The 24636-nt window shown below is 41.6% G+C and carries 14 protein-coding genes; 8 read left to right on the forward strand and 6 right to left on the reverse strand.

The annotated features are described in order from the left end of the window. Positions 1-126 precede the first annotated feature (126 nt). Entirely contained in the window at positions 127-1317 is a 1191-nt protein-coding gene (locus BQ7489_RS06735) for a multidrug effflux MFS transporter (RefSeq protein WP_072530391.1), read from the forward strand. A gap of 320 nt (positions 1318-1637) precedes the next feature. Here BQ7489_RS06735 and BQ7489_RS06740 read toward each other — a convergent pair whose 3' ends face one another. The 5 genes from BQ7489_RS06740 to BQ7489_RS06755 form a co-directional block, all read right to left on the reverse strand. Next, complete coding sequence (locus BQ7489_RS06740) at positions 1638-3989, reverse strand: glycoside hydrolase family 2 TIM barrel-domain containing protein (RefSeq protein ID WP_072530392.1); 2352 nt, start codon at positions 3987-3989, stop codon at positions 1638-1640. A gap of 85 nt (positions 3990-4074) precedes the next feature. After that, a complete protein-coding gene (locus tag BQ7489_RS06745; protein WP_072530393.1) occupies positions 4075-5784 on the reverse strand; it encodes a RagB/SusD family nutrient uptake outer membrane protein in 1710 nt (569 codons plus the stop codon). A gap of 11 nt (positions 5785-5795) precedes the next feature. After that, on the reverse strand, positions 5796-7577 hold the full coding sequence (locus tag BQ7489_RS17845) for a SusC/RagA family TonB-linked outer membrane protein (protein ID WP_317042550.1): 1782 nt from the start codon (positions 7575-7577) through the stop codon (positions 5796-5798). Further along, positions 7570-8868, reverse strand: coding sequence for a SusC/RagA family TonB-linked outer membrane protein (locus tag BQ7489_RS17850; protein ID WP_262483177.1), 1299 nt, complete (start codon positions 8866-8868; stop codon positions 7570-7572). The genes BQ7489_RS17845 and BQ7489_RS17850 overlap by 8 nt, the downstream gene beginning before the upstream one ends. Before the next feature lie 115 nt (positions 8869-8983). Next, on the reverse strand, positions 8984-12958 hold the full coding sequence (locus tag BQ7489_RS06755; RefSeq protein ID WP_072530394.1) for a hybrid sensor histidine kinase/response regulator transcription factor: 3975 nt from the start codon (positions 12956-12958) through the stop codon (positions 8984-8986). Positions 12959-13190: 232 nt separating this feature from the next. Here BQ7489_RS06755 and BQ7489_RS06760 point away from each other — a divergent pair, with 232 nt between their 5' ends. The 5 genes from BQ7489_RS06760 (at position 13191) to BQ7489_RS06780 (ending at position 20523) form a co-directional block, all read left to right on the forward strand. Continuing rightward, the gene (locus BQ7489_RS06760; protein WP_072530395.1) at positions 13191-14489 is read left to right on the forward strand and encodes a hemolysin family protein; all 1299 of its coding nucleotides are present in this window, start codon (positions 13191-13193) and stop codon (positions 14487-14489) included. 23 nt (positions 14490-14512) lie between these two features. Further along, on the forward strand, positions 14513-14941 hold the full coding sequence (locus BQ7489_RS06765; protein ID WP_072532052.1) for a DUF6769 family protein: 429 nt from the start codon (positions 14513-14515) through the stop codon (positions 14939-14941). 94 nt (positions 14942-15035) lie between these two features. Continuing rightward, complete coding sequence (locus BQ7489_RS06770) at positions 15036-16193, forward strand: efflux RND transporter periplasmic adaptor subunit (protein ID WP_072530396.1); 1158 nt, start codon at positions 15036-15038, stop codon at positions 16191-16193. Positions 16194-16240: 47 nt separating this feature from the next. Further along, complete coding sequence (locus BQ7489_RS06775; RefSeq protein ID WP_072530397.1) at positions 16241-19345, forward strand: efflux RND transporter permease subunit; 3105 nt, start codon at positions 16241-16243, stop codon at positions 19343-19345. Between the two features lie 2 nt (positions 19346-19347). After that, the gene (locus tag BQ7489_RS06780; RefSeq protein WP_072530398.1) at positions 19348-20523 is read left to right on the forward strand and encodes a TolC family protein; all 1176 of its coding nucleotides are present in this window, start codon (positions 19348-19350) and stop codon (positions 20521-20523) included. Positions 20524-20859: 336 nt separating this feature from the next. On the opposite strand, the gene BQ7489_RS06785 is transcribed toward BQ7489_RS06780, so the two are convergent. After that, positions 20860-21279, reverse strand: a complete 420-nt coding sequence (locus BQ7489_RS06785) for a hypothetical protein (RefSeq protein WP_072530399.1) — start codon at positions 21277-21279, stop codon at positions 20860-20862. Positions 21280-21875: 596 nt separating this feature from the next. On the opposite strand from BQ7489_RS06785, the gene metA reads away from it, so the two are divergent. Together metA and BQ7489_RS06795 are read left to right on the forward strand one after the other, a co-directional pair. Then, positions 21876-22799 (forward strand): homoserine O-acetyltransferase MetA, encoded by a 924-nt coding sequence (gene metA / locus BQ7489_RS06790; RefSeq protein WP_072530400.1) that lies wholly within the window; start codon positions 21876-21878, stop codon positions 22797-22799. Then, positions 22799-24628: a peptidase U32 family protein gene (locus BQ7489_RS06795; RefSeq protein WP_072530401.1), complete on the forward strand. Its 1830-nt coding sequence runs from the start codon at positions 22799-22801 to the stop codon at positions 24626-24628. Before metA ends, BQ7489_RS06795 begins: the two co-directional genes overlap by 1 nt. The last annotated feature ends 8 nt before the right edge of the window (positions 24629-24636 follow it).

Genomic DNA, 24636 nt, shown 5'->3' on the forward strand with positions numbered 1-24636 from the left:
AAATAGCGATTTTTTTTCTTGAAAAAATGATTTTATTCCGTTTTTGAAAAATATTGTGCGGCAAAAGATAGGTATTATGATTAATACAATATCTAATTTTGCAACGTTTTTAATAGATAGTTTTTTATGGTAAAAGAAAATTCACAATTGTTTATTCTGGTATTCCTTGGGGTTCTTACGGCGTTTGGTCCTTTTGTGACAGATATGTATTTGCCTACATTGCCTGCTATGACCGGTTTTTTTCATACCACTTCCTCACAGGTACAGTTAGGGCTTACAGCAAGTATGATCGGGCTGGCGGTCGGTCAACTGTTTTTTGGTCCGTTAAGTGATAAGTATGGACGTCGTTTGCCATTGATCATAGCGATGGTTTTGTTTCTGCTTGCTACAATCGGATGTCTGTTTTCTTCCACAATCATGCAATTTATAGGCTGGCGTTTGGTACAGGGTATGGCTGGAGCTGGCGGTATCGTGATTTCACGGTCTATTGCTGCCGACAAATATTCTGGCCGTGAACTGGCGAAAATGCTGGCTGTTATTGGAGCCATTAACGGTGTGGCCCCTGTGGCAGCTCCTATAGCAGGTGGCAGTATGGCTGGCAGTTGGGGCTGGCAAGGTATTTTCTGGACACTTTTCGCTTTGGGGATTATTTTGTTGGCGGGAAGTTTGCATTTCAAGGAATCGCTTCCGCAGGAACGTCGCCAAAATGCACGTTGGCGTGATGTATATACCAGTTTTGTGACTGTTATTCATAATCGTCGATATGTCTGTTATATTCTTCAGTTCGGCTTTGCTCAGGGAGTTCTGTTCGCTAATATTGCTTCTGCTCCTTTTATCATGCAGCAACATTACGGTTTTTCGCCAATGATGTTCAGTATATGTTTCGGTATCAATGCGGTTGCTATTGTAATTTCCGCTGCCTCTGCCGCTAAATTTGCTCATCCGGAACAGGCTTTGTATAGAGGAAGTATCGGCATGCTCATTGCTTCTTTTTTCCTTTTTATTGCACTTAGTTCTCATTGCAGCTTTTGGATTTATGAAGTTCTGTTGTTAGGTCTGCTTTCTATGTTAGGACTTACTTTTACAGCTTCGAATACATTGGCTATGGATAGTGAACGTGCCAATGCAGGAATGGCTTCGGCTCTGTTGGGTGCATTGGGATTTGCTTTTGGTGGAATTGTGTCTCCGGTTGTTGGACTGGGTGACATCATGACATCTACCGGGGTTGCTTTTCTTGTAGGTTCCATCTGTTCATTTTTATGTACCCGTATGGCTGTTCGCCGTGTATTTTCATTGGCTCAGTTTTACCGGCAATAATGAGGTTGTTTTCTGTTGATATAGTTACTCTTCGGATGTCTGCCTGCTTATGTGGGCGGAGGTGTGAGACCCTTTTCTTTGATGGATATTATAGTGATAAAAGTTATTGAAAAATTTTAGAAAAGTCAGGTAACGATATTTGGGTAATGAATTTGTCATGGTAGAAACGGAAAAGAGTTTAATGCATGAAGGAATAGTGGATTAATGTATTGGAAGGCCGGTTCCTTCTATTAAAATACATAGATTTAAATTGTCTCTTTATTTGGATAATAGAAAATATGCCGTAATTGGTGTAAAAACAGAATTACGGCATATTCATTTTAGTGAGTTTGAATCGTGAGGGTATAGGGAGTTTCTGAATCTTCCATCTGTACATTTATTTTAATCTTTCCTGCTTTTCGTCGGGATTGTACAATAATCAAAGCTTTGCCAAAGTAAGTTTTTGATTTGTTGCTGCTAAATGTTTCTCTTTTACGTAGGTCCCCATTATCTACTCCCATTAATTTCCCTTCTCCTTCAATAGACACTTTCAGATGCTTGTCGTCTGTTTGTACAGGTTTTCCGTCTTCGTCATAAAGTTGGACTGTAATGTGTGACAAGTCTTGTCCGTCGGCTTTTATTGTTTGCCGATCGGGAGTAAGTGTCAAGTATTTTGTTTCTTTACTTGTTTCTATGGAATATGAAGCAACTTCTTTACCTTGAATGAATCCTTTTGCTGTTATATTACCGGGATGATATGGAATATTCCATATGATAGTGTTGTTTGTGAAATCATGTGTCTTTTGTTTTCCCATTGATTTCCCATTGAAAAAGAGTTCAACTTCTTCGCAATTGGTAATCGTACAAAGCTGTATGACTTGTTCTCGGTAGGAAGATGGAAGATTCCAATTAGATGCCATTTTAGGCCATTGCCAAATGTCTCTTCCATGTTCAATGTCTAGAGACGGATCTAAATAGGCGATATTGACAGATGGTTTTTTGTTCCACATGGCACGATGATATGCTGCTCTAGGTTTTTCAAACATACAAATATCAAATAACCCTTCCGGCCATCCAAAACTGTCATGTCCGGCTTCACCTAAATAATCCACTCCAGCCCAAATAAATCCACCGGCAACAAATTCATTTTCAGCTATGATGTTCCAAGGATTATAGGGAGTATAGCTGCGTATATTACCTTCTTCTCCACTGAAATAGGGCAGTTCTTCAGTAATGATAAAGCGTCGTTCAGGAAATTTCTTATGATCGTTTAACATTCTTGCCTCCAGGTAGTTATATCCGATAACATCGGTTATTCCGGAAAATTTTTCCTGATGGTTGTTTTGTGCAGAAAGAATAACCATACGACTTGGTTCTTTTTCATGTACATAATCTTGTAGCATTTTGGCTCTTCGCCATCCTGTATCAGTAGTGTCCCAAGCTTCTTGTAATTCATTGCCGATACTCCATAGGATGACAGACGGATGGTTTCGGTCTCTGGTCAACATATTGTTTAGGTCTTTTTGCCACCATTCATCAAAATATTTGGCATAGTAGCCGGATTTCCATTTGTCGAATGCCTCATCAATGACTACAAACCCCATGCGGTCACACATATCCAGAAATTCAGGAGATGGTTGGTTATGTGCACATCGGATAGCATTACATCCATATTCTTTCAGTATTTCCAGCTTGCGTTCATAGCTCCTGTCGGGTACGGCTGTTCCTAAACAACCTCCATCCATGTGTAGACAAAGTCCTTTTAATTTAATTTGTTCTCCATTCAAGAAAAAACCTTTATCGGAGGTGAATTCAATTTTCCGGACCCCGAATTGTGTATAGTATACATCGTGTCGTTTGCCATTCACTTTTATAGTTGTTTCCATTGTATAAAGTGAAGGTTGGTCTATTGACCACAATATCGGATTTTTTAAGTGAAACTGTTGTGATAAGGTCAATGTATCATCAGGTTGGATGATGGTTTGCTGATTGTCACTGTAGGCCACGGTCTTTTTTTCATTGTTTAATATTCGTTGGGACAAAATGACGGTTTTTGTCTTATCTGATGCGTTTGTCAATGATGTTTTAATGTGGATGTCTGCTTGTCCTTTGCTTATCGTCGGTGTTGTGATATAAGTTCCGTCATTGATTACATGTATAGGATTGGTTATAATCAACCATACGTGTCGATAAATACCGGAACCAGTATACCATCGTGCTATATTGTCTTTACCGGAGCGGTCTACACGTACAGAAATGATGTTATTTTTGCCATATTCCAGATAGGGTGTTAAATCATATTCAATACTACAGAACCCATATGGGCGGAACCCTAAATGTTTTCCGTTAATATATACATCACTTTGATGGAATATTCCGTCAAATAAAATAGAAACAGATTTTCCTCGGTAGGAATTAGGGATATGGAATGATTTACGGTACCATCCAATGCCACCTGGCAGATGTGCTGCCGATCCGCTGATTTCCGGATCGTAATTGAGTTTTATACTCCAGTCATGTGGTAATTGGATATCTTCCCAAGATTGATCATCGTATATTTTTTCTGCATATTCTTGTTTGTCGGTCAAGGAAAATTTCCAGTCAAAATCAAAATTTTTTTTGTAACGGAGTTGTTGGGAAAATAGATTGATAGTTCCGCAAAGGGCAAAGATTAGAATAATGTATTTTTTCATTAATGAAAGATTTTTATGTGTATATGTTACTAATCGGAACATTCTATCCGATTCGTTTATTAATCGGATAGAATGTTATCAGAAGTCAGAATCCTTCGTATCCAGGATTTTGTTCGATATTTCCAAATATGTTTTTTTCTATTTCACTGTAAGGTATTGGTAACAGGTTCTGATAATCACCTACATTGTAGCCGTAAGGATTATATTTTTGAGATCTTTCGACAACTTTACCAAGACGGCACAATGTCGGTAAGCGGAAATCTTCAAAGTATAATTCTCTTAATTGTTCGTCCAGTATGAAATCCAGATTGACATCGGCTTCTGTAATTTCAGTAGCGTTGGCACGGATTCTGATTTCATTTAAATCGTCTTTAGCTTTACTTAATTCTCCTTTTCCTAAATATGCTTCGGCTCTTAATAAATAAGTTCCTGCCAAACGATACATGTATTCATCTTTCATTGATGTATTTGCGCTCAAGCTACCCCATTGATAGACAATACCATGTTCTCCAAGGTCGGTGATGACATAGGAGCCGTCCGGATTTTTTGCGTAATTGTCGTCGGGTAAACCGCCGATACGACTGAACTTCATGATGAAGGGATAGAAATTTCTCATTTTTTGATCATTACTTAATTTGTCATACCATCCGTCAGCTACCATCCATTGGTTATATCCTTTTGCTTCTTTGTTTTCTATTTTATAATCCCGGACAATCATGTAGCTGGAATTCCGGATATCTCCTTCTGTCCAGATTTCATTTAGGAAATGATCGGTTGGTCGGATACATCCAATACCTCTACCACCTTTTTCTTCTGTCAAAGTGGGAAAGGCGGCTACTTGTTTATTGGGATCCTCTGCAGATTCGACTTGTAGTCCGGCATAGAAAGGTAAGAGCCAGCGTGGCATTTCGTTGCTATAAGATGAACCAGCATTCTTATATTCATATTGTAGAGCCCAAATTGTTTCAGTATTACCGCTGGAGCGGTTTTGATTGTCAACTTGGAACAAGTCCCAATATACATCTTTTCCTGGTTCGTCTTTTCTGGAGCCAAAACGTTCTTTCATCAGTCCCATAGCCGGATTTTCTATGACATCAGAAGCTGTTTCTATGGCTTTGTCATAGTCTTTTAATGAAATATATACTTCAGTCAATAAATGTTGTGCTGCCTGTATGTTGATTTCACCGTCTTTGGCTTTTGTAATGTCATTTAATAAGGTTATTGCTTCTTCCAGATCTTTCCGTGCTTGGTCATAAACTTCTTGACGATTTGATTGAACATAGTCTCTCCGGGGTGTTTCTGCTTCTTCGGTAACAATGGGTACGTTTCCGAACAGGTTAGCCAGGAAATTGTAGAAATAGGCTCGGAAGAATAATGCTTGTCCTTTTATTATTTTTTTGTCATCTGTACCTACTTGATTGTCCATATCAATACGGTGGATAATTGTATTGGCATTGGCAATTACAGAATAGGCTGGATTCCAATATTCTCCTGAAACGTATGTGTATGGAGTAAAGAACGTTTTAAAATTGTTGAATTTGTTATCTGGATCGGTCGCTCCATATCCAATATCGCCACACCACATTGCTACATGTTGGTCTCCCAATTTCCAATGCATTTCCCGGACTTCATCATAGAGAAAATTTAATGCCTGTTGGAATTGTGCCGTTGTTTGGTAAGAATTGGCTGGGGTATAGAAATCATAAGGAGTTTCTTCCAACCATTTGCTTTCATTACAGGATGTTCCTGCGTATGTCATAGCAAAGGCGATAAAAATGTATTTAATGTTTTTCATATGATTGCGTATTAAAATTCAAAATTTAATCCTAGCGTATAACTTTTCATAGTCGGATAACCGTCCAGATCATAGGTAACTCCTTGTCCTGCTTCCGGATCCCATCCATCCCAATTGGTTATCGTAAATAAATTGGATGCACTGACAAATACTTTGGCGCGATTTACATGGATTTTTTTCAGGAATCTTTGAGGTACATTATATGCCAGTGACAATTCTTGGAGCCGGATAAAGCTGCGTGACACATAAGGAGAAAAGCCTTCCCCTAGAGATGCTGTATAAAAGCCTAACTGTCGGTATTTGGCATTCGGATTTTCTGGAGTCCAATAATCAAATTTCATGAAACTGTTACTTTTTAAGTGGTCAGGAATACTTAAATCAGCCAAAGGTTGTCCTAAATAGTGATTTTTTCCGCCCTGTACGGAATTAATGAAGATATTTAGTTCAAAATCTTTATATCTGAAATTATTCTGTATACTGAAGCGATATAAGGGATCTTCGCAACCGATTATTTTTCTGTCTTTTTCTGCGGTATAGCTTCCATCTTGGTTTATATCTTCAATTTTGTACGTCCCATAAGTAAAACCATTGGGGATTATGCCATTTAGATAATCTTCCATTTGCCACATGCCGATGATATTGTAATCGTAGATTGTATTCAAGGGCTGGTTGATAAATATGTTGCTCGCTATAAGGTCATCTTCTTTGCCATCTCCGTTTGCATCAATTCCTAGAATGGTTTTTACTTTATTTCTGTTCAATGAAAAATTTGCAGTGATGCTCCATTCAAAGTCTTTGTTGGTAACAGGAATTCCTGTAATACTGAATTCATGCCCCATATTTTGAAGTTTACCGATATTGGTCGGTACACTATTGGTAACCATTCCATTGATGTTCGGGATTTCAATATCATATAGCAGATCGGTTGTATTTGAGACATAATATTCGTAATTACCGAATAAACGTCCGTTTAAGACACTGAAATCCATACCTATATTGACTGATTTTGTTGTTTCCCATTTCAAATCTGGATTAGGTAAAGTTTTCATCAGTTGCATTAATCCGGCTGTACCTCCATCGCCGAATACATATCCGGTACTGCTTGTTTCAAAGTTGTTCGTATTTTGCATTTGAGCCATAGTGGCATAACGTCCGCTAGTACGGTTACCGCTAGTTCCGTATGAAAGGCGTAGTTTTAAATTGTCTATCCATTTTAGGTTATTTTTTATAAAATTTTCTTCACTTAATCTCCATGCTCCTGCTATTGATGGAAAATAACCGAACTTATTCCCCTCGCTGAATCCAGAGAAACCGTCACGACGTATTGTACCGGTAAAAATATATCGGTCATTGAACGTATATACTAGTCGCAGCATGTTGTATAGGCTGGTTTCTTTCCATGCATTGGACGAGATGGTATTCAGGTCGGCTTGCCCCATACCCATATTGTTGTATCCTAACGTCTTGTCATTGAAAGTATTTGCTATAGCATCGGTTGCTTCATAGGTACGTTTTTCAACACCATATACGAATGTTGCATTGACAGAATGTTTACCAAAGCGGTTCTGGTAGGTAAGTATGTTGTCCAATGTCCATTCATTTTGGTTTGTATGTTTTTTTTCGGCTTGTCCCAACAGTGTGTTGGCATATGGGTCAAAAGCATAGTAGTGATATATGGTCCAGTTGTTGGCGTAGTTGATTCGATAACTCAAACCTTTAATCCATGGAATAGTTACATCAGCATATACATTACCTGAGAGGTTGTAGCGTATATCTTTATTAGGGTCATGTATTTTTTAATAAAGGGTTGATTGTACCGGTAATCGGGTTTGTTTTTAAGGTGACACCATCGTCTTCATAGGGTGTTGTACAGGCTGGGATACTGAAAAGATTACCGAATGATGTGTTTTCACCAGAAAAATTACTGACATTGAAATAGGAAGATGTTCCAATTTTCAGCCAATCGGTAATTTTACTGTCTAAATTGATACGTACATTATAACGTTTGTATGTATCATTGATGACAAGATTTTTCTGGTCTGTAAATCCAAATGAGATGAAGTAACTATTCATTTCAGTTTTACCACGGACACTGACATTGTGATTTTGGATATATGGTACATCTTCTGTAAGTAAATTCCACCAATCTGTATTTAGCCCTTCATTATATCCTTTAATTACAGCCTCGTCTTTAAAGTAGTCTGTAGGATTAAAATCGGGGTTTCGTTGGGATAGATCATTACCCATTCTACTGTTTTCCAGCATAATGTCTGCAATTTGTGTCGCAAATCCTTCTCGATCCAGTCGTTTCATGTCATTATTGATAAGTCCTTGCAATGTAAATGTACCGTTATATTCAAATATTGGTTTTGAATAGTTCTTGGCCGTTTTTGTGGTAATCATTAAAACTCCATTTGCAGCTTGAGAGCCATAGATTGCAGTACTACTTGCGTCTTTTAAAACATCAATGGATTCAATATCGCTGGGATTTATGTCTGAAATGTTTCCACGGTAAATGACACCGTCCAATACGACTAACGGTTCTGTTGATCCGGATATAGAATTACGTCCGCGAATTGATACAGTAGGAGAATCTCCGGCTTTGGTTGCGACTCCTATGTTTAATCCAGGAACAACACCTTTCAGTCCTTGAAGGACGTTTACATTCGGTGATTTTTCTAAAGCACTCATATCAGCTCTGGTTACGGCACCAGTCAGGTCGCTTTTTTTTGCTGTACCATAGCCAATGACGATAACTTCATCCAGATTTTGTGTATCTTCTTTTAATATGATGTTGAGAGTCGTTTGATTTCCGACAATCACTTCTTGAGACACATATCCTAAGAAAGAAAAAACAAGTACCGCATTTTTGTCGGGAACGGTGAGAGTAAAATTTCCATCTAGATCTGTAACTGTACCATTGGTTGTTCCTTTTTGTAAGACATTGGCACCTATGATGCCTTCGCCTGTAGAGTCTTTTACAATACCGTTAATGGTTATTGATTGGGCTAATGCTCCAAAGGAATAAGTCAGAAGGATAACAAATAGTATCCAAGACTTGGGGTGATAAATAGCATTTTTCATAATTAGTTAAAGTTTACGATTTGGTTTTGCGAAAATAACCAGAATATGAAAAATGATATTCGTGTCCCTGTTTCAAACCATGTAGTTATGTGTTACGTGTTTGTTTCAAAATACTCTATTTTTTGTTACATACCTGTTCACGGTATTCTGTAGGGGAGCATCCGTATGCTTTTTTGAATGTAGAAGAAAATAGAATAGGGTTTGAAAAACCTACAGCGTAGGCAATCTGCGAAATGGTTATATCATTTTCTTTTAATAAAACAGTTGCTTGTTTTAAACGGAGATTACGAATAAATTCACTGGCGGATAAGCCTAATAATTCTTTAAGCTTTCTATGGAGCTGTACTCGGCTAATCCCCACATTCTCGGCTAATATTTCTACTGTGAAATTAGGGTTTGACAGATTTGTATTAATGGTTTTTACCAATCGTTCCATTAATTGTTCATCGTGAGATTTTATAACAATTTGTTGGATTCCTTTGTCTATATTTTGTCCTAGTCCGTATTTCCCTTTCAGAAGTATATGCTTATCTATTAGATTTGAACAGAGTGAAATTAATTCTTCTATTTTGAAGGGTTTGGATAAAAATGCGTCTGCCCCGTTGGTCCAAGCCTTGATCCTATTTTCTGCTTCAGCCTGTGATGTAAGAAGGATTACTGGAATATGGTTGATTTCGGTATTGTTTTTTATCTTTTCTAAGAGCTCAAATCCGTTCATACCTGGCATGACAATATCTGAAATGATAAGATCGAACGGTTGCGACAATGCTATTTGCAGGGCGTCTTGACCTGTATTGCAGATTGTTATATTATAGATTGAGTAGAGTTCTTCTTGTATATATTTACAAAGATTTAGATCATCATCTACTAATAATATACGATTTCTCAATTGCTTTCTTATTTCAGCCTTTTTTGTACTATCTTCCCGTTCCGGATTTTCATTTAAGTGGATTGTGGGTTCATAAGGTTGAGGGTCTTTTTCTATTTCGTCTTCTTTAAAGGATTTTTTGTCTGATGGAATATGTATAATGAAACAGCTACCTTGTCTGTCAGTCCGATTTTCAGCCTTTATATTTCCATGATGTAATTCTACCAACATTTTTGCTAGGTTCAGTCCTATTCCGAACCCAGGTGTCGTATTGGAATGAGAAGTGGATTGATAGAAACGATCAAATATTTTATTCAAGTCTTTAGGGCCAATTCCGGTCCCTGTATCTTTTACATAAATGGAAATATAATGGTTTGTGTTGTTTTTATCTTGTTTTTCAGTAGTATTGATTATAATTTCTATATTTCCTCCGTCGGCTGTATATTTGAATGCATTAGTCAAGAGATTTATGATGATTTTATCGAAGTTTTTTGGATCAATCCATACAGGTAATTCTTCTATATTGTGGATAAAGTTAAATTGAATATTTCTTTTTTTTGCTTGATATTCAAAAATATCACATATGTTTTGTATAAAAGAGATTAGATTGATCTCTTGGCAGGCTATTTTCATTTGGCCTTTATCTATTCGGCGTATATCAAGCAGTTGGTCTATCAGATTCATGATTCTTCGTGCATTCTGTTCCATAATCTGTATGTCTTTACGTATTTTGGAATCAGTTACCTGATGTAGTATTTCATTTAACGGGCTGATAATAAGAGTAAGAGGAGAACGGATTTCATGAGCTATGTTGATGAAGAAACGCAACTTTTCTTCATTTGCTTCTTCTTTACGTTTCTGATCTTTTCTATAAAAGTAATAGTAAACAATAAATATGATTAGAGATATTCCTGAAAGGTAATATAAGATAAAAGCCCATTGCGTCTGATACCAAGGGGGAGTAATATAGAGATTTATTGTGCGGGTAGGAGAAGTCATGTCATTTTTGCACGCTCTGACTTCAAGTGTGTAATTTCCTGGATGTAGATAGTTATAATCGATACGGTTACTACCGAAAGCTGTACGGTTCCATTTTTCTCCCAATTCTTTGATTCTGTATTCAAAAAAAACATTTTTTTTGTCATGAAAATCAAATGTCGAGAATTCCAAAGAGATTATATTGTCTGTATATTTAAATCGCAGTTCATTTGTATTGACTAATGCTTCTTTGGTTAGGTCTTGTCTTTGGGACAATATATGTGAGTCTACTGGAATATTATTGATGTACAGATAGGAGAGGGTGGGAGTTTCTATTGATTCCTTTGTCTGAATCTGGTTAGGCATAAAACGGGTAATACCGGATGTTCCTCCAAAATATATAAATCCGGCTTTGTCTTTTAAGGATACTTGAAGTGTATATTCTTTGTCTACTAATCCGTTACCGGAAAAATAGTTTGTTATGTTGTGTCCGTCATGTGAGATGCGGCATAGACCTTTATAGGTGCTACACCAGATATTTCCTTTTCTATCTTCCTGGATACCGCAGATGATATTACTGGGTATACCTTGTTCTTTTCCAAAATGGATCAGGTTTTGGTCATGAGGGGTATATAGGAATATTCCATTATTTGTTCCGATCCAAAATTGTTTGTTCTTATCTTCCAGTAAGGTGTAGCATACATATTTTTTAAGTCGTTCATTGACTGGTATTTTTATAAATTCTTTTGTTTCAGGATTATAACAGCTTAATCCTAAAAAATGAGTTATCCATAGCATACCATTTGAATCAAAAGTCAAATCATTGATCCAATCATTTCCCAACATAACATCATTTTTCATTTTTGTCTGATAGGAAAGAATTTTACCTTTGTTGGTTGTCAGGTCATATATACCTAGTCCATTGCCTGGAAAGCTTATAAAAAGTTGATTGTTTTTTCCTGATATTAATTTGTTGATATCTTTATTTTGAAAGATTGTAATAGATTGGATCTTGCCTTTTTCCCGATTTAACTGATATAATCCGGCATTATTACAGCCTATCCATATAGACCCTTTTCCATCTTCGCAAATTGCTTTTGGATAATTAGGCAACATGTATCGCTTTACTAGTTTGCCGTCTTGTGTGATTTCGGAAAGAGATTTGTCTTGATTACCTATCCATAAATGCGAGTCTTTAGTTTGATAAATTACTGTCGGATAATTTTGAGGGTTGGTTAAGGAATAATCCCAAAATTCAAATTGTTTTTTTTCATTGGTAATCATTGTCAGACCAGCTTTTCTGTATGCCAGCCATTTATTTCCGTTTCTGTCTTCAAGAAAACTTGTTATTTCCCCATAAAGGGAATCATTAAAATATTTAGAAATTAAGGAGTTATCTTTGTATAGCTTTTCTTGTTCAATATCTATGTACATTAATCCTTTATTAATTGTATTAACCCATAGTTTTCCATCTTTTCCTAGGATTATACCTCTTGCCGAGACTTTATGATTATCTGTCGTCTTAATTGATATGAAGTGTTCCTCTTGAAATCTCTTTAATAGGACATCATCAAAAGTAATGATATAAAGATTCTTTTGTGAATCTTCTTTCATTCCATATACTTTAGGAAATGGAGTGTTAGGAAGGACATAGGTCATTATTCTATGTGTGGCAGGATTGATGCATGCAAGCCGGTTTCCGAGGAAAGAAATCCAAATATTGTGAAAACTATCTTCATATATACAATTTACAAAAGAGTAGTCGCATTGCTCTCCGACCCATTTCATAAGTTGGATTTGTTTGGTTTTTGTATTTAGAATGTATAATCCACTTCCTGATACGGCAAAACAGATTTCTTGATTATGTAATTCTGTGAGACAGCTTACATTTGAATGGATATTGGGGATACTATGGAATGCATCTTCCCGCGGAGAATAGTATTGCAGGCCTTTGTTTGTAGCAATCCAGAGTTGTTGGTTGGAATCGGTAAAAATTTGGTTGATATAATTATTGATTAATGAAGTAGAATCATTTTCATCATGAAAATAACTAGTGAATGTCCACCCATCAAATTTATTAAGACCGTCTTCAGTGGCTATCCAAATAAATCCATAGCCATCTTGTGCCAGACTTTTAATTTGGTTGCAAGATAATTTGTCATTATCGAATCTGTAAACTTGTTGTGCGTTGCCGTAGCGGCAAATAAGTATTAAAATCAAGGTTATAATGATCGTGTTTTTCATAGGCTTGTTTCTAGATTTGACAAAAATAGAAAAAATATACTGATTTGCAAAAGGTTGATTTGCATCTGTTTTATGAATGGTTAAAGTGTAAAGGGATTTGTGTTAAGGTCAATAAATTATTCGATTTGAAAAAATTGAGCGTATCCTTTGGTTAAAACTCCTTAATTATAGTAGCTGTTTGTGGTAAAAGTATAACATTCCCTTATATTTGTGCCAAATCTTTTTATTAAATATGAGTGAAATAGTCATAATTGTCGGGCTGATAATTTTGAATGGGATTTTTGCTATGTCGGAAGTCGCTTTGATATCAGCCCGCAAATCCCGCTTATCTACAGACGCTAAAAAAGGTAATAAATCAGCAAAAATCGCATTGAAGCTGGCGAATGATCCGGATCGTTTTCTTTCTACTGTTCAGATTGGCATCACATTAATAGGTATTCTTACCGGTATTTATTCCGGAAACAAGATAGCGGTCGAGTTTACGGAAATTATGAAGGGGTGGGGTGTTTCGGCTTCTTATGCTGCCGCTCTTGCCCAAGGTGTCATTGTGGTGGTTGTTACTTATCTTACCATCATATTCGGTGAATTGGTTCCTAAACGTATCGGTATGAGTATTGCAGAAAGTGCAGCTAAGGCGGTGGCACGTCCGATGCGTATTTTGTCGGTCATAGCTCTTCCGTTCGTATGGTTGTTGGCAAAAAGTACCGAATTGATATTCAATCTTTTGGGTATTAAGGAAAATGACAATAAGGTTACGGAAGAGGAAATCAAGTCAATCATTCAGGAAGGTACGGAGGATGGTGAAGTACAGCCGGTCGAACAGGATATCATGCAGCGTGTGTTTCTGTTGGGCGATCTGAAGGTGGGTTCCATTATGACACATAAAAGTGATATCGTTTGGCTGGATATAGAAATGACGGCATCTGAAGTAAAAAATGTATTGGCGGAGAACTTGTACGAATTCTATCCGGTAGCGAAAGGAGATCTGGACCATGTGAAAGGTATTGTCAATCTGAAAGATCTGGTATTGCATCTCTCAGAACCGGATTTCAATCTTTCTAATCTGACTCACGAAGCAGTCTATTTTCATGAAAGCATGAATGTATACAAGGCTTTGGAACAGATGAAGGAGAAAAGAATAAGTCACGCCTTGGTCTGTGATGAATTTGGAGCATGTGAAGGTATCATTACCTTGCGTGACATTCTGGAAGGACTTGTTGGCAACATGGATGAGGCTGAAGATGAGCCGGATATCATTAAACGTGTCAATAAGGAAGGCTGGCTGGTAGACGGACAATGTTCATTGTATGATTTCTTATGTTACTTTGACCGTCGTGACTTGTTTGAATCTGACGGGTACCATACTGTAGGAGGATTGATCCTGCAAAAGTTGCAGCATATACCAGTGAGTGGTGAAACCCTTGAATGGAACGGCTTTACGCTGGAAGTAGTGGATATGGATGGTGCCCGGATCGATAAAGTGCTGGTTACGGTTCCTGCGTCGGAAGATACAGGAGATGAAGACGCTTGATTTTTATTTTGTATAAAAAACTGATGAAGGCGCGGAAGTTAAAATCGTATGTTTTGTTGGCAATCTGCATGTTGATGCTGGTTGCTCAGGTACTTCCGCACCATCATCATTCGGAAATATTCTGCTTGTCGTCCGATCTGGTTTCATATGGTAGCACGGAAACATGCAGTGGAAACATGCATCATAGCGATGATGCCGACTGCCATTCGTGTAGCAGTACTTGTGTAACTCATTTTCAGTGCGGTACGCCCGACCAGCATTTGTCCGACATTGCTCCCGATTATTCTTTTTATTCCATACTTTATCCGTTAATTCCTGTACTGCATGTACTGGCTCTACCGGCTGATGAGGCTGATGCCGACTGGGCATTGTATGTAGAGAGCCTGCATGCACATTATTTTGTCCAGGTAGCAGGACTGCGCGCTCCCCCCGCTTCTGTAATTTGTGTATGAAAGACTGCAACTCGGTTGCAGCAGAACATCCGTATCTTTGTGGCACGGATAGCTAAATCGTTGTGTTTAATACATTAATTACATTTACATTCAAATGAAACGTTATATATGGATGGGAGCTCTGGCAGTGTGTATGCTGGGAGCTTGTGGAGGTCATGAAGAACATGACCATGAGCATGACCATGATCATGAAGCGGAGGCTGAAGCGAAGGAAACGCATGCAGCTCATTCCGATGAAATTATATTGACTCCGGAAAAGGCAAAGGCTGCCGGAGTAAAGGTAGAAGAGATACAGCCTGGTACGTTCCGGAGTGTGATTGCCACCAGCGGACAGATTCTGGCGGCTCAGGGGGATGAGGCTACCGTTGTGGCAAGTGTGTCGGGGATAGTGAATTTTACTCGTCCGCTGACCGAAGGGGTGCAGGTAGGTGCCGGTACAGCACTGCTGACGGTTTCTTCGCAGCATATTCAGGAAGGAGATGCCGTGAAGCGTGCCCGTATCGCCTATGAAACGGCCAAGCGTGAATACGAACGTGCTGCCAAGCTGGTCGACAAGCAGATCGTTTCGCAGAAAGATTTCAGTCTGCTGAAAGAAAATTATGAAAATGCCCGTATCGCTTACGAAGCCCTTTCGCCCAGCAAGGACGGCAAGGGAGTATCGGTCAAGTCGCCGATAGGAGGATACGTCAAGTCGTGTCTGGTAAAGGAAGGCGACTACGTAACTGTGGGACAGCCTTTGCTGACCGTCACTCAGACGCGTCGCCTGCAACTGAAGGCTGAGGTGTCCGAACGTTATTATGCCGAACTGAAATCGATTGTTTCGGCCAATTTCACCACTCCTTACGATAACAAGGTCTACCGGCTGGACGACCTGAAAGGACGTCTGCTGTCGTACGGTAAATCCTCGGGCGACGCATCGTTCTATATTCCCGTAACTTTCGAATTTGACAACCGCGGCGACATGCTGGCAGGCTCTTTCGTCGAAGTCTATCTCTTGTCGGGAGAACGGCAGGGAGTCATCAGCCTGCCTGTTTCGGCCATCACCGAAGAACAGGGACTGAACTTCGTATACCTACAGGTAGATGTCGAAGGATACAAGAAGCAGGAAGTGAAACTCGGCATGAGCGACGGTACCCGTGTAGAAATCCTTTCAGGACTGAAGGGAGGCGAGAAAGTCGTGACTGCCGGAGCCATGCACGTGAAACTGGCTGCTGCCAGCAATGCGATTCCTGCACACACCCACAACCATTGATGTGCGGGTAGTATTTATCAGATACGGATATCATTTATTAGAGTATTATGCTGAATAAAATCATACATTTTTCATTGCAGAACCGTTTGCTGGTTCTGGTCGCTTCGGTCTTGCTGCTGATAGGAGGTACCTATACGGCGTTTCATACCGAAGTGGATGTGTTTCCCGATCTGAACGCTCCTACCGTGGTGGTGATGACAGAAGCGGGAGGCATGGCTGCCGAGGAGGTAGAGCAGTTGGTTACTTTCCCGATTGAAACAGCCGTAAACGGTGCCACGGGAGTACGCCGCGTACGTTCATCGTCTACAACGGGTTTCTCCGTGGTGTGGGTAGAGTTCGACTGGGGTACCGACATTTACCTGGCGCGTCAGATTGTTTCCGAGAAACTGGCAGCCGTGGGAGAATCGCTTCCCGATAACGTAGGCAATCCTACCCTCGGCCCTCAATCGTCTATTTTGGGAGAACTGCTGATTGTGGGACTGACAGCCGACAGCACTTCCATGCTCGACTTGCGTACCCTTGCCGACTGGACCATCCGTCCGCGCCTGCTGTCTACCGGAGGTGTGGCACAGGTTGCCGTATTAGGAGGTGACATCAAGGAATATCAGATATTGCTGCATCCCGAACGCATGAAGCACTACGGTGTGACACTGGGTGAAGTGATGGCAGTAACCCGTGGCATGAACCAGAATACCAACGGTGGAGTGATTTATGAATACGGCAATGAATACATCGTGCGTGGAGTGGTTTCTACCGACGACGTTCGCCAGATGGCACGCTCGGTAGTCAAGACAATCGACGGTGCTCCGGTGACGCTGGAAGACATAGCCGACGTACGCATAGGAGCTCAGCAGCCCAAGCTGGGACTGGCTTCGGAAAGGGGCAAGCCCGCCGTACTGATCACCGTCACCAAACAGCCCAATACAGGAACCATCGAACTGACCGAGAAACTGGAGGCAGCGTTGAAGGACTTACAGAAGAATCTTCCTGCCGATGTAAAGGTTTCTACCGACATCTTCCGTCAGTCGCGTTTCATCGAAAGCTCTATCGGCAACGTACAGGAATCTCTTTACGAGGGAGCCATCTTCGTGGTCATCGTACTCTTCTTGTTCCTGGCCAATACACGAACCACCATCATTTCACTGGTAACCCTTCCATTGTCGCTGGTCATCGCAATTCTGGTACTGCACTATATGGGACTCAGCATCAACACCATGAGCTTGGGAGGTATGGCCATTGCCATCGGTTCGCTGGTAGACGATGCCATTGTCGATGTGGAGAACGTATGGAAGCATCTGCGTGAGAACCGCATGCTCCCCGTCGGCGAACGCAAGCCTGTGCTGGATGTGGTATTCCATGCTTCACGCGAGGTACGTATGCCTATCCTCAACTCTACGCTGATTATCATCGTAAGTTTCGTTCCTTTGTTCTTCCTGAGCGGTATGGAAGGCCGAATGCTGGTTCCGCTGGGTATCGCGTTCATCGTGTCACTGTTTGCTTCGACCATTGTCGCCCTGACACTGACTCCTGTACTGTGCAGCTATCTGCTGGGAGGAGATTTCAAGAAAGACGGACTACCGAAAGAAGCCTTCATTGCTGTATGGCTGAAAAAACATTACGAACGCGGACTGCTCTGGGCTTTGGGACATAAGAAAACGGTATTAGGTAGTACCATCGCCTTGTTTGTGGTTGCACTGGGAGCGTTCTTTACCTTGGGACACAGCTTCTTGCCGTCCTTCAACGAAGGTTCGTTTACCATTAACATCAGTTCGCTGCCCGGCATCTCGCTGGAAGAATCCGATAAAATCGGTCGTCAGGCAGAAGAACTGCTGCTTAGCATTCCGGAGATCAAGACCGTGGCCCGCAAGACGGGACGTGCCGAACTCGACGAGCATGCATTGGGCGTAAACGTATCCGAGATAGAAGCTCCGTTCGAACTGGATGGCCGTTCACACAAGGAAGTGCTGGAAGACGTACGTCGTAAGTTGTCGGTACTGACCGGAGCCAACATCGAAATCGGACAACCTATTAGTCACCGTATCGATGCCATGCTGAGTGGTACGCAGGCAAGCATCGCCATCAAACTTTTCGGCGACGACCTGAACAAGATGTTCTCTCTGGGTAACCATATAAAGGATGCGATACGGGATGTGGAAGGTATTGCCGACCTGAACGTGGAGCAGCAGGTAGAGCGTCCGGAACTGAAGATTGTGCCTCGCCGCGAGATGCTGGCCAAGTACGGCATTTCACTGGCACAGTTCAATGAGTTTGTTACGGTGAACATGGCGGGTGAAGTGGTTTCTCAGGTATACGAGAATGGAAAATCGTTCAACCTCGTGGTGCGTGCGGCAGAAGACAACCGTGGCTCGATGGAACGCATCAAAGACCTGATGATAGACGATGCCCAGGGACGCAAGATACCGCTGGGCTATGTGGCACGTGTGGAATCGTCCATGGGACCGAATACCATCAACCGTGAGAACGTAAAGCGTAAGATTGTCATCTCGGCCAACACCAGCGGACGCGACCTGCGCAGTGTGGTAAACGATATTCAGGCACGGGTGAACGAAAAGATCCAGTTGCCCGAAGGTTATCACATCGAATACGGCGGACAGTTTGAAAGCGAGCAGGCAGCCAGCCGTACCCTGCTGCTTACTTCGCTGATGAGTATCGTGGTCATCTTCCTGCTGCTGTATGTACAGTTCCGCAACGCCTCGCAGAGTGGCGTGATCCTCTTGAACCTGCCGCTTGCCCTGATAGGTGGTGTCTTCGCCCTGCTGTTTACCACGGGTGAAGTCAGCATTCCGGCCATCATCGGATTTATTTCGCTGTTTGGTATCGCTACCCGCAACGGTATGCTGTTGATCAGTCACTACAATACCTTGCGCGACGAGCAGGGCATGGGAGTACGTGAAAGCATTATCCACGGTTCACTCGACCGTCTAAACCCGATTCTGATGACCGCCTTGTCGTCTGCTCTGGCATTGATACCGCTTGCCTTGCGCGGCGATCTGCCCGGCAACGAAATCCAGAGTCCAATGGCAAAGGTTATCTTGGGAGGTCTGCTTACCTCGACCTTCCTGAATGCATTCATCATTCCGATCGTATACGAACTGATGAACCGCAAGAAGTCAGATGCTAATAAACAGTAATTATGAAACATACTTATATCACATTGGCCGCATGCCTGTTCTTTACGGCAGGCATGCAGGCACAGGGCATTGATGAGGTGCTCCGTCAGATAGAACAGAATAATAAAGAATTGCAGGCACAGCAGCAGTCTACCCGTGCTGCCCAGCTGGAAGTCCAGACGCAGAACAATCTGGAAGACCCGTCGGTAGAATACAGTCCGTTTTATACCAGAGGCATCACCGGCATGTCGAGTTCGGAACTGGTCGTGACACAAGGATTCGACTTCCCTACTTTGTATGCGGCACGCAGCCGTTCGGGAAAGTTGCAGCGTGAAGCCCTTCACCGTCAGTACGAGGCTACCCGTCGCAATATACTGCTGAATGCAAAGAATCTCTGCCTCGACCTTGTGATGCTGAACAAGCAGCAAGAGCTGCTGGAGGAACGGAAAAAGAATGCCGACGAACTGCTTGCCTTGTTCGAAAAGCGACTGGAAGAAGGGGATGCCGGCATACTGGAAGTCAATAAAATCAAGATGGAACGGATGAGTGTACAGACAGAAGTTTCGCAGAATAACGCTGCTCATCGTACCGCCTTGCAGCAGTTGCTTGCCATGAACGGCAATCTTCCGGTGGACTTTACCTCACGTGATTATCCGCAGGTAGAAGCGTTGACGGACTATAACGCTCTGTACGACGAGGTGATGGCTACCGATGCCACGCTGCAGGCTGCTGATGCTGCCGCACGTGCTGCCGAGAAGAACATCAGTGTAAGTCGTCAAAGCTGGTTGCCGAAACTGGAAATTGGCTATCGTCGCAACACTTCACTCGATGAAAAGAGCAACGGTTTCCTTATCGGAGGAAGTTTACCGATCTTTTCGAACCGGAAGAAACACCAGATAGCCCGTGCACAAGCTATCAGTGCCCAGTATCAGTTGGATAATGCCCGCTTGCAGGCAGAAGCTCAGGTGCAGAGTCAGTTCAACGAAATGCAGCAGTTGACTACCGCCATGCAGGCATACGACGTGGAACTGATGCATCAAACGCTGGACATGCTGAAAGAAGCCGTTACCGCAGGACAACTTTCCATCATCGATTACTATACGGAAGCTGACAACGTATACCGTAACTTGCAGGCTTACATGGATCTGGAGAATCAGTACCAGAAGCTGATGGCAAGCATTTACAAAAATCGGTTGTAAAAACAGCTATAATTTGTTCTCAACGACATAAAGGACTTTTGGATAATTTATTTTGTTGTGTCTATTGCCATCAATAAACATTACTTTCTTACTTCAATCATCAAGACAAGAAAGAAGCTTTGAAAAATAATAATAGAGGATAGTTTGTAATACACATGAGTTCGAACTGTCTGAGTTTATAAAGTTAGAAAAGCTATTGGAGACGTACATTTCCAGTGGCTTTTCTTTTTTGTGGATGGCTATATCGATTTTGTCAGAGTAAAGGATTTTCTGTAAGCAGTTTTGTATTGCTTTCATGGGTACTTGTTTATAAACAGTTGAATTGAAAGAGTCAACTTAAAAGATTACAGTTATCAGCTTTAAGAACGCAATAGTTATAATAGGATATAAGAATATAGGTATTACTTTCCATAATCCACGTTTATAGTGTTTTTTTCTTTCTTCTACATTCATTTTTAAATATTCTTCATGGATTATTTGAACATATCTGTCTTGTTTTAGTTTTTTAATTATCGCGTTGACAACTATTAGACATAAGATAACTGTACCTAAAGCTATACTTAATTTGTATTGTGGAATTCCGCATATATGTACGAGTATAAAAAGAATTATGCAAGCAGTAAATACGAAAAGTGTTTGTAAAGTTACCCAAATTCCGTTGTATATGTTTCTTTCATCAAATTCTTGTTTGTATTTTTCCAGCATATAAATTTTTGAAATTACAATTTCATAATAAAATGATTTTATTTTTTTCATACCCTTCTATGTTTAAATAGCAATGATACATAATTAGTTTATTCTGGTTAATATTCATAGACGAATTTCTTCCAGTCAATATTATAATCCGTAATGGAAATTATATCCGTCAGATGGAAAAAGTGTAAAACCCTGCCATTTCTCCCACTATAGGAAGGAATGGCAGGGTTCTTTTTCGTATGAATTACCTCTAGGCTACAATCATTTTCCATTTACAGAATATCAAGTTTGGTAATCGAAGCATACTTCGACTGGTTGGCAGACTCGATCATCTCGTCCAGCATGAACTGGAAAGTAGTCTTAAGTGACGTATACTGTTACTCATAAAACTTGTTTGCAATATTCGTAAAATTTCTTAATATATGCAAGCTTATGGGGGGTCGTTTGTGCTGTCGATGGAACAATTTTGGCATGATTGTATTCGGCGGTTATCGTCGGGGTAAGGAGACAATGTCCGGATGATTTTGTAATAGGGAAGGAGTTTCGGGGATTTTTGTAGTAATAATCTGTTCGCTTCCATAGTCTTTCCGGTGAAAGAATAAGGGAGATTTTATTTTTATTTCCTAATTTTGCACTTGCAATTAATTCATGAAGAAATGCCATTAAATTTACCCGATAAACTTCCTGCCATCAGTCTGTTGAAGGAAGAAAATATATTTGTGATAGACAATTCCCGCGCCAGTACGCAGGATATCCGTCCGCTGAAAATTGTGATTCTCAACTTGATGCCGCTGAAAATAACTACCGAAACCGACTTGATCCGTCTGTTGTCTAATTCACCGTTGCAGATTGAAGTCAGTTTCATGAAGCTGAAAAGCCATACTTCGAAGAATACGCCCATTGAACATATGAAGGCGTTTTACCGCGATTTCGAATTGATGCGCGATGAGAAATTTGACGGAATGATCATTACCGGTGCACCGGTGGAACACCTTGATTTTGAGGAGGTGAACTATTGGGGTGAAATCAAGGAAATATTCGACTGGACCAAGACGCATGTTACTTCTACGCTCTATATCTGCTGGGCGGCACAGGCGGGACTGTATCATCACTACGGCATTCCCAAATATCCGCTCGACAAGAAGATGTTCGGTATCTTCGAGCATCATATCTGCGAGGGCATGAACAAGCTGCCTATCTTCCGTGGCTTCGATGATGTGTTCTTCGTGCCTCACAGCCGTCATACGGAAGTGCGCCGTGAGGATATCGAGAAACATCCTGAACTGACCATCATTTCCGAGTCGGACGATTCGGGAGTGCATATCGTGATGGCTCGCGGCGGACGTGAGTTTTATGTGACCGGACATTCGGAATATTCTCCTTATACACTCGATACGGAATACCGCCGTGATCTGGGTAAAGGACTGCCTATCGATATGCCAAAGAACTATTACCGCGATAATGATCCTGAGAAGGGACCTCTGGTGCGCTGGCGGAGCACGGCGAACCTGCTGTTCTCCAACTGGCTGAACTATTATGTATACCAGGAAACTCCATACGACATTAATCAGATTAAGTGATGATCAGACAACGTCCTATAGAATTGTTGGCTCCGGCAAAGAATCTGGAGTGTGGCATTGAAGCTGTAAACCATGGAGCCGATGCCGTATATATCGGTGCTCCCCGTTTCGGGGCGCGTGCTGCTGCAGGTAATTCACTGGAAGATATTGAGGCTTTGGTAAAATATGCCCATATATATAACGTACGCATTTATGTGACGGTGAACACCATACTTAAAGATGAAGAGCTGAAAGATACAGAAGCCATGATCTGGGATCTGTATCGTGCCGGTGTTGACGCCTTGATTGTTCAGGATATGGGAATTACCCGTCTCAACCTGCCCCCCATTGCGCTGCATGCCAGTACGCAGATGGATAACCGGACTGCCCGCAAGGTAAAATTCTTGAGTGAAGCCGGCTTCTCCCAGGTGGTATTGGCTAGGGAGCTTACATTGGATGAGATTGCAGCCATACATGCCGCTTGTCCCGATACTCCTTTGGAGGTGTTTGTACATGGAGCGCTGTGTGTAAGCTATAGCGGTCAGTGTTATGCCAGTCAGGCATGTTTCGGCCGCAGCGCCAACCGTGGTGAATGTGCCCAGTTCTGCCGTCTGGGCTTTGATATGGTAGATGCCGACGGGAAAGTCATGGCACACGGCAAACACTTGCTGTCGCTCAAGGACATGAACCAGAGTGAGAATCTGGAGGCGTTGCTCGATGCGGGCGTATCTTCGCTGAAGATAGAGGGGCGGCTGAAAGATGTGTCGTATGTGAAGAATGTAACGGCATATTACCGTCAGAAGCTGGATGCCATATTGAAACGTCGTAAGGAGTATATCCGTGCATCATCAGGTACGGTAAAGCTGGCTTTCCGTCCGCAGCTGGACAAGAGTTTCAGCCGTGGTTTTACCGATTATTTCATCCATGGCCGGAATTCCGGCATCTTTTCATTCGATACCCCTAAATCGCTTGGAGAGGAAGTGGGGGTAGTGAAGGAAATCAGGGGCAATTATCTGACGGTAGCCGGTGTGAAGCCTTTTGCCAACGGTGACGGACTTTGTTATCTGGATGAGCGTGGCAAACTGCATGGGTTCCGTGTGAACCGTGTGGACGGCAATAAGCTTTTTCCACAAGAGATGCCGGTTGTAAAACCTAAAACCAAGTTGTACCGCAATTTCGATCAGGAATTTGACCGTGTGATGCAAAAGAAATCGGCCGAGCGCAGGATATCGGTTGCCATACAGTTGGAAGAGAACAATTTCGGTTTTACTTTGACGTTGTGCGATGAAGATGACAACCGGGTGAGTCTTACGTTACAACGTGAGAAAGAACCGGCGCGTACACCTCAGTCGGAAAACCTGAAGAACCAGTTGGGTAAACTAGGGAATACGCCGTTCGAAGCCGGTGAAATTTCCATCAATTTCTCTGAGAACTGGTTTATACCTTCTTCCGAAATAGCCGATTTGCGTCGTCGTGCGGTTGAAAAGCTGTTGGAAGTACGTCGTATCAGTTACCGACGTCCGGAAGGCAGGTTCCCCCATACGGTCCATCCTTATCCGGTGCAGGAACTTACTTATCTGGGCAATGTGATGAACGGGATGGCGCGGGAGTTCTATCATGACCATGGAGTGAAGCGGATCGCCCCTGCTTTCGAGAAGGAAGCTCCGTCTGGTGCTGTCCTCATGTTCTGCAAGCATTGCATCCGGTACGCTATGGGATGGTGTCCGGTACGGCATAAGGTGAAACCGCCTTTCCGTGAACCTTTTTATCTGGTAAGTGGAGACGGGAAACGTTTTCGTCTGGAGTTTGACTGTAAACGGTGTGAGATGAAAGTCTACGCCGGAGATTAATGATAGAT

The organism is Bacteroides ilei (assembly GCF_900128495.1).
Classification (GTDB): domain Bacteria; phylum Bacteroidota; class Bacteroidia; order Bacteroidales; family Bacteroidaceae; genus Phocaeicola; species Phocaeicola ilei.

Coding starts and splice junctions, on each gene's coding strand:
- BQ7489_RS06735 (WP_072530391.1), top strand. CDS start 127: ATGGTAAAAGAAAATTCACAATTGTTTATTCTGGTATTCCTTGGGGTT.
- BQ7489_RS06740 (WP_072530392.1), bottom strand. CDS start 3,989: ATGAAAAAATACATTATTCTAATCTTTGCCCTTTGCGGAACTATCAAT.
- BQ7489_RS06745 (WP_072530393.1), bottom strand. CDS start 5,784: ATGAAAAACATTAAATACATTTTTATCGCCTTTGCTATGACATACGCA.
- BQ7489_RS17850 (WP_262483177.1), bottom strand. CDS start 8,868: ATGAAAAATGCTATTTATCACCCCAAGTCTTGGATACTATTTGTTATC.
- BQ7489_RS06755 (WP_072530394.1), bottom strand. CDS start 12,958: ATGAAAAACACGATCATTATAACCTTGATTTTAATACTTATTTGCCGC.
- BQ7489_RS06760 (WP_072530395.1), top strand. CDS start 13,191: ATGAGTGAAATAGTCATAATTGTCGGGCTGATAATTTTGAATGGGATT.
- BQ7489_RS06765 (WP_072532052.1), top strand. CDS start 14,513: ATGAAGGCGCGGAAGTTAAAATCGTATGTTTTGTTGGCAATCTGCATG.
- BQ7489_RS06770 (WP_072530396.1), top strand. CDS start 15,036: ATGAAACGTTATATATGGATGGGAGCTCTGGCAGTGTGTATGCTGGGA.
- BQ7489_RS06775 (WP_072530397.1), top strand. CDS start 16,241: ATGCTGAATAAAATCATACATTTTTCATTGCAGAACCGTTTGCTGGTT.
- BQ7489_RS06780 (WP_072530398.1), top strand. CDS start 19,348: ATGAAACATACTTATATCACATTGGCCGCATGCCTGTTCTTTACGGCA.
- BQ7489_RS06785 (WP_072530399.1), bottom strand. CDS start 21,279: ATGAAAAAAATAAAATCATTTTATTATGAAATTGTAATTTCAAAAATT.
- metA (WP_072530400.1), top strand. CDS start 21,876: ATGCCATTAAATTTACCCGATAAACTTCCTGCCATCAGTCTGTTGAAG.
- BQ7489_RS06795 (WP_072530401.1), top strand. CDS start 22,799: ATGATCAGACAACGTCCTATAGAATTGTTGGCTCCGGCAAAGAATCTG.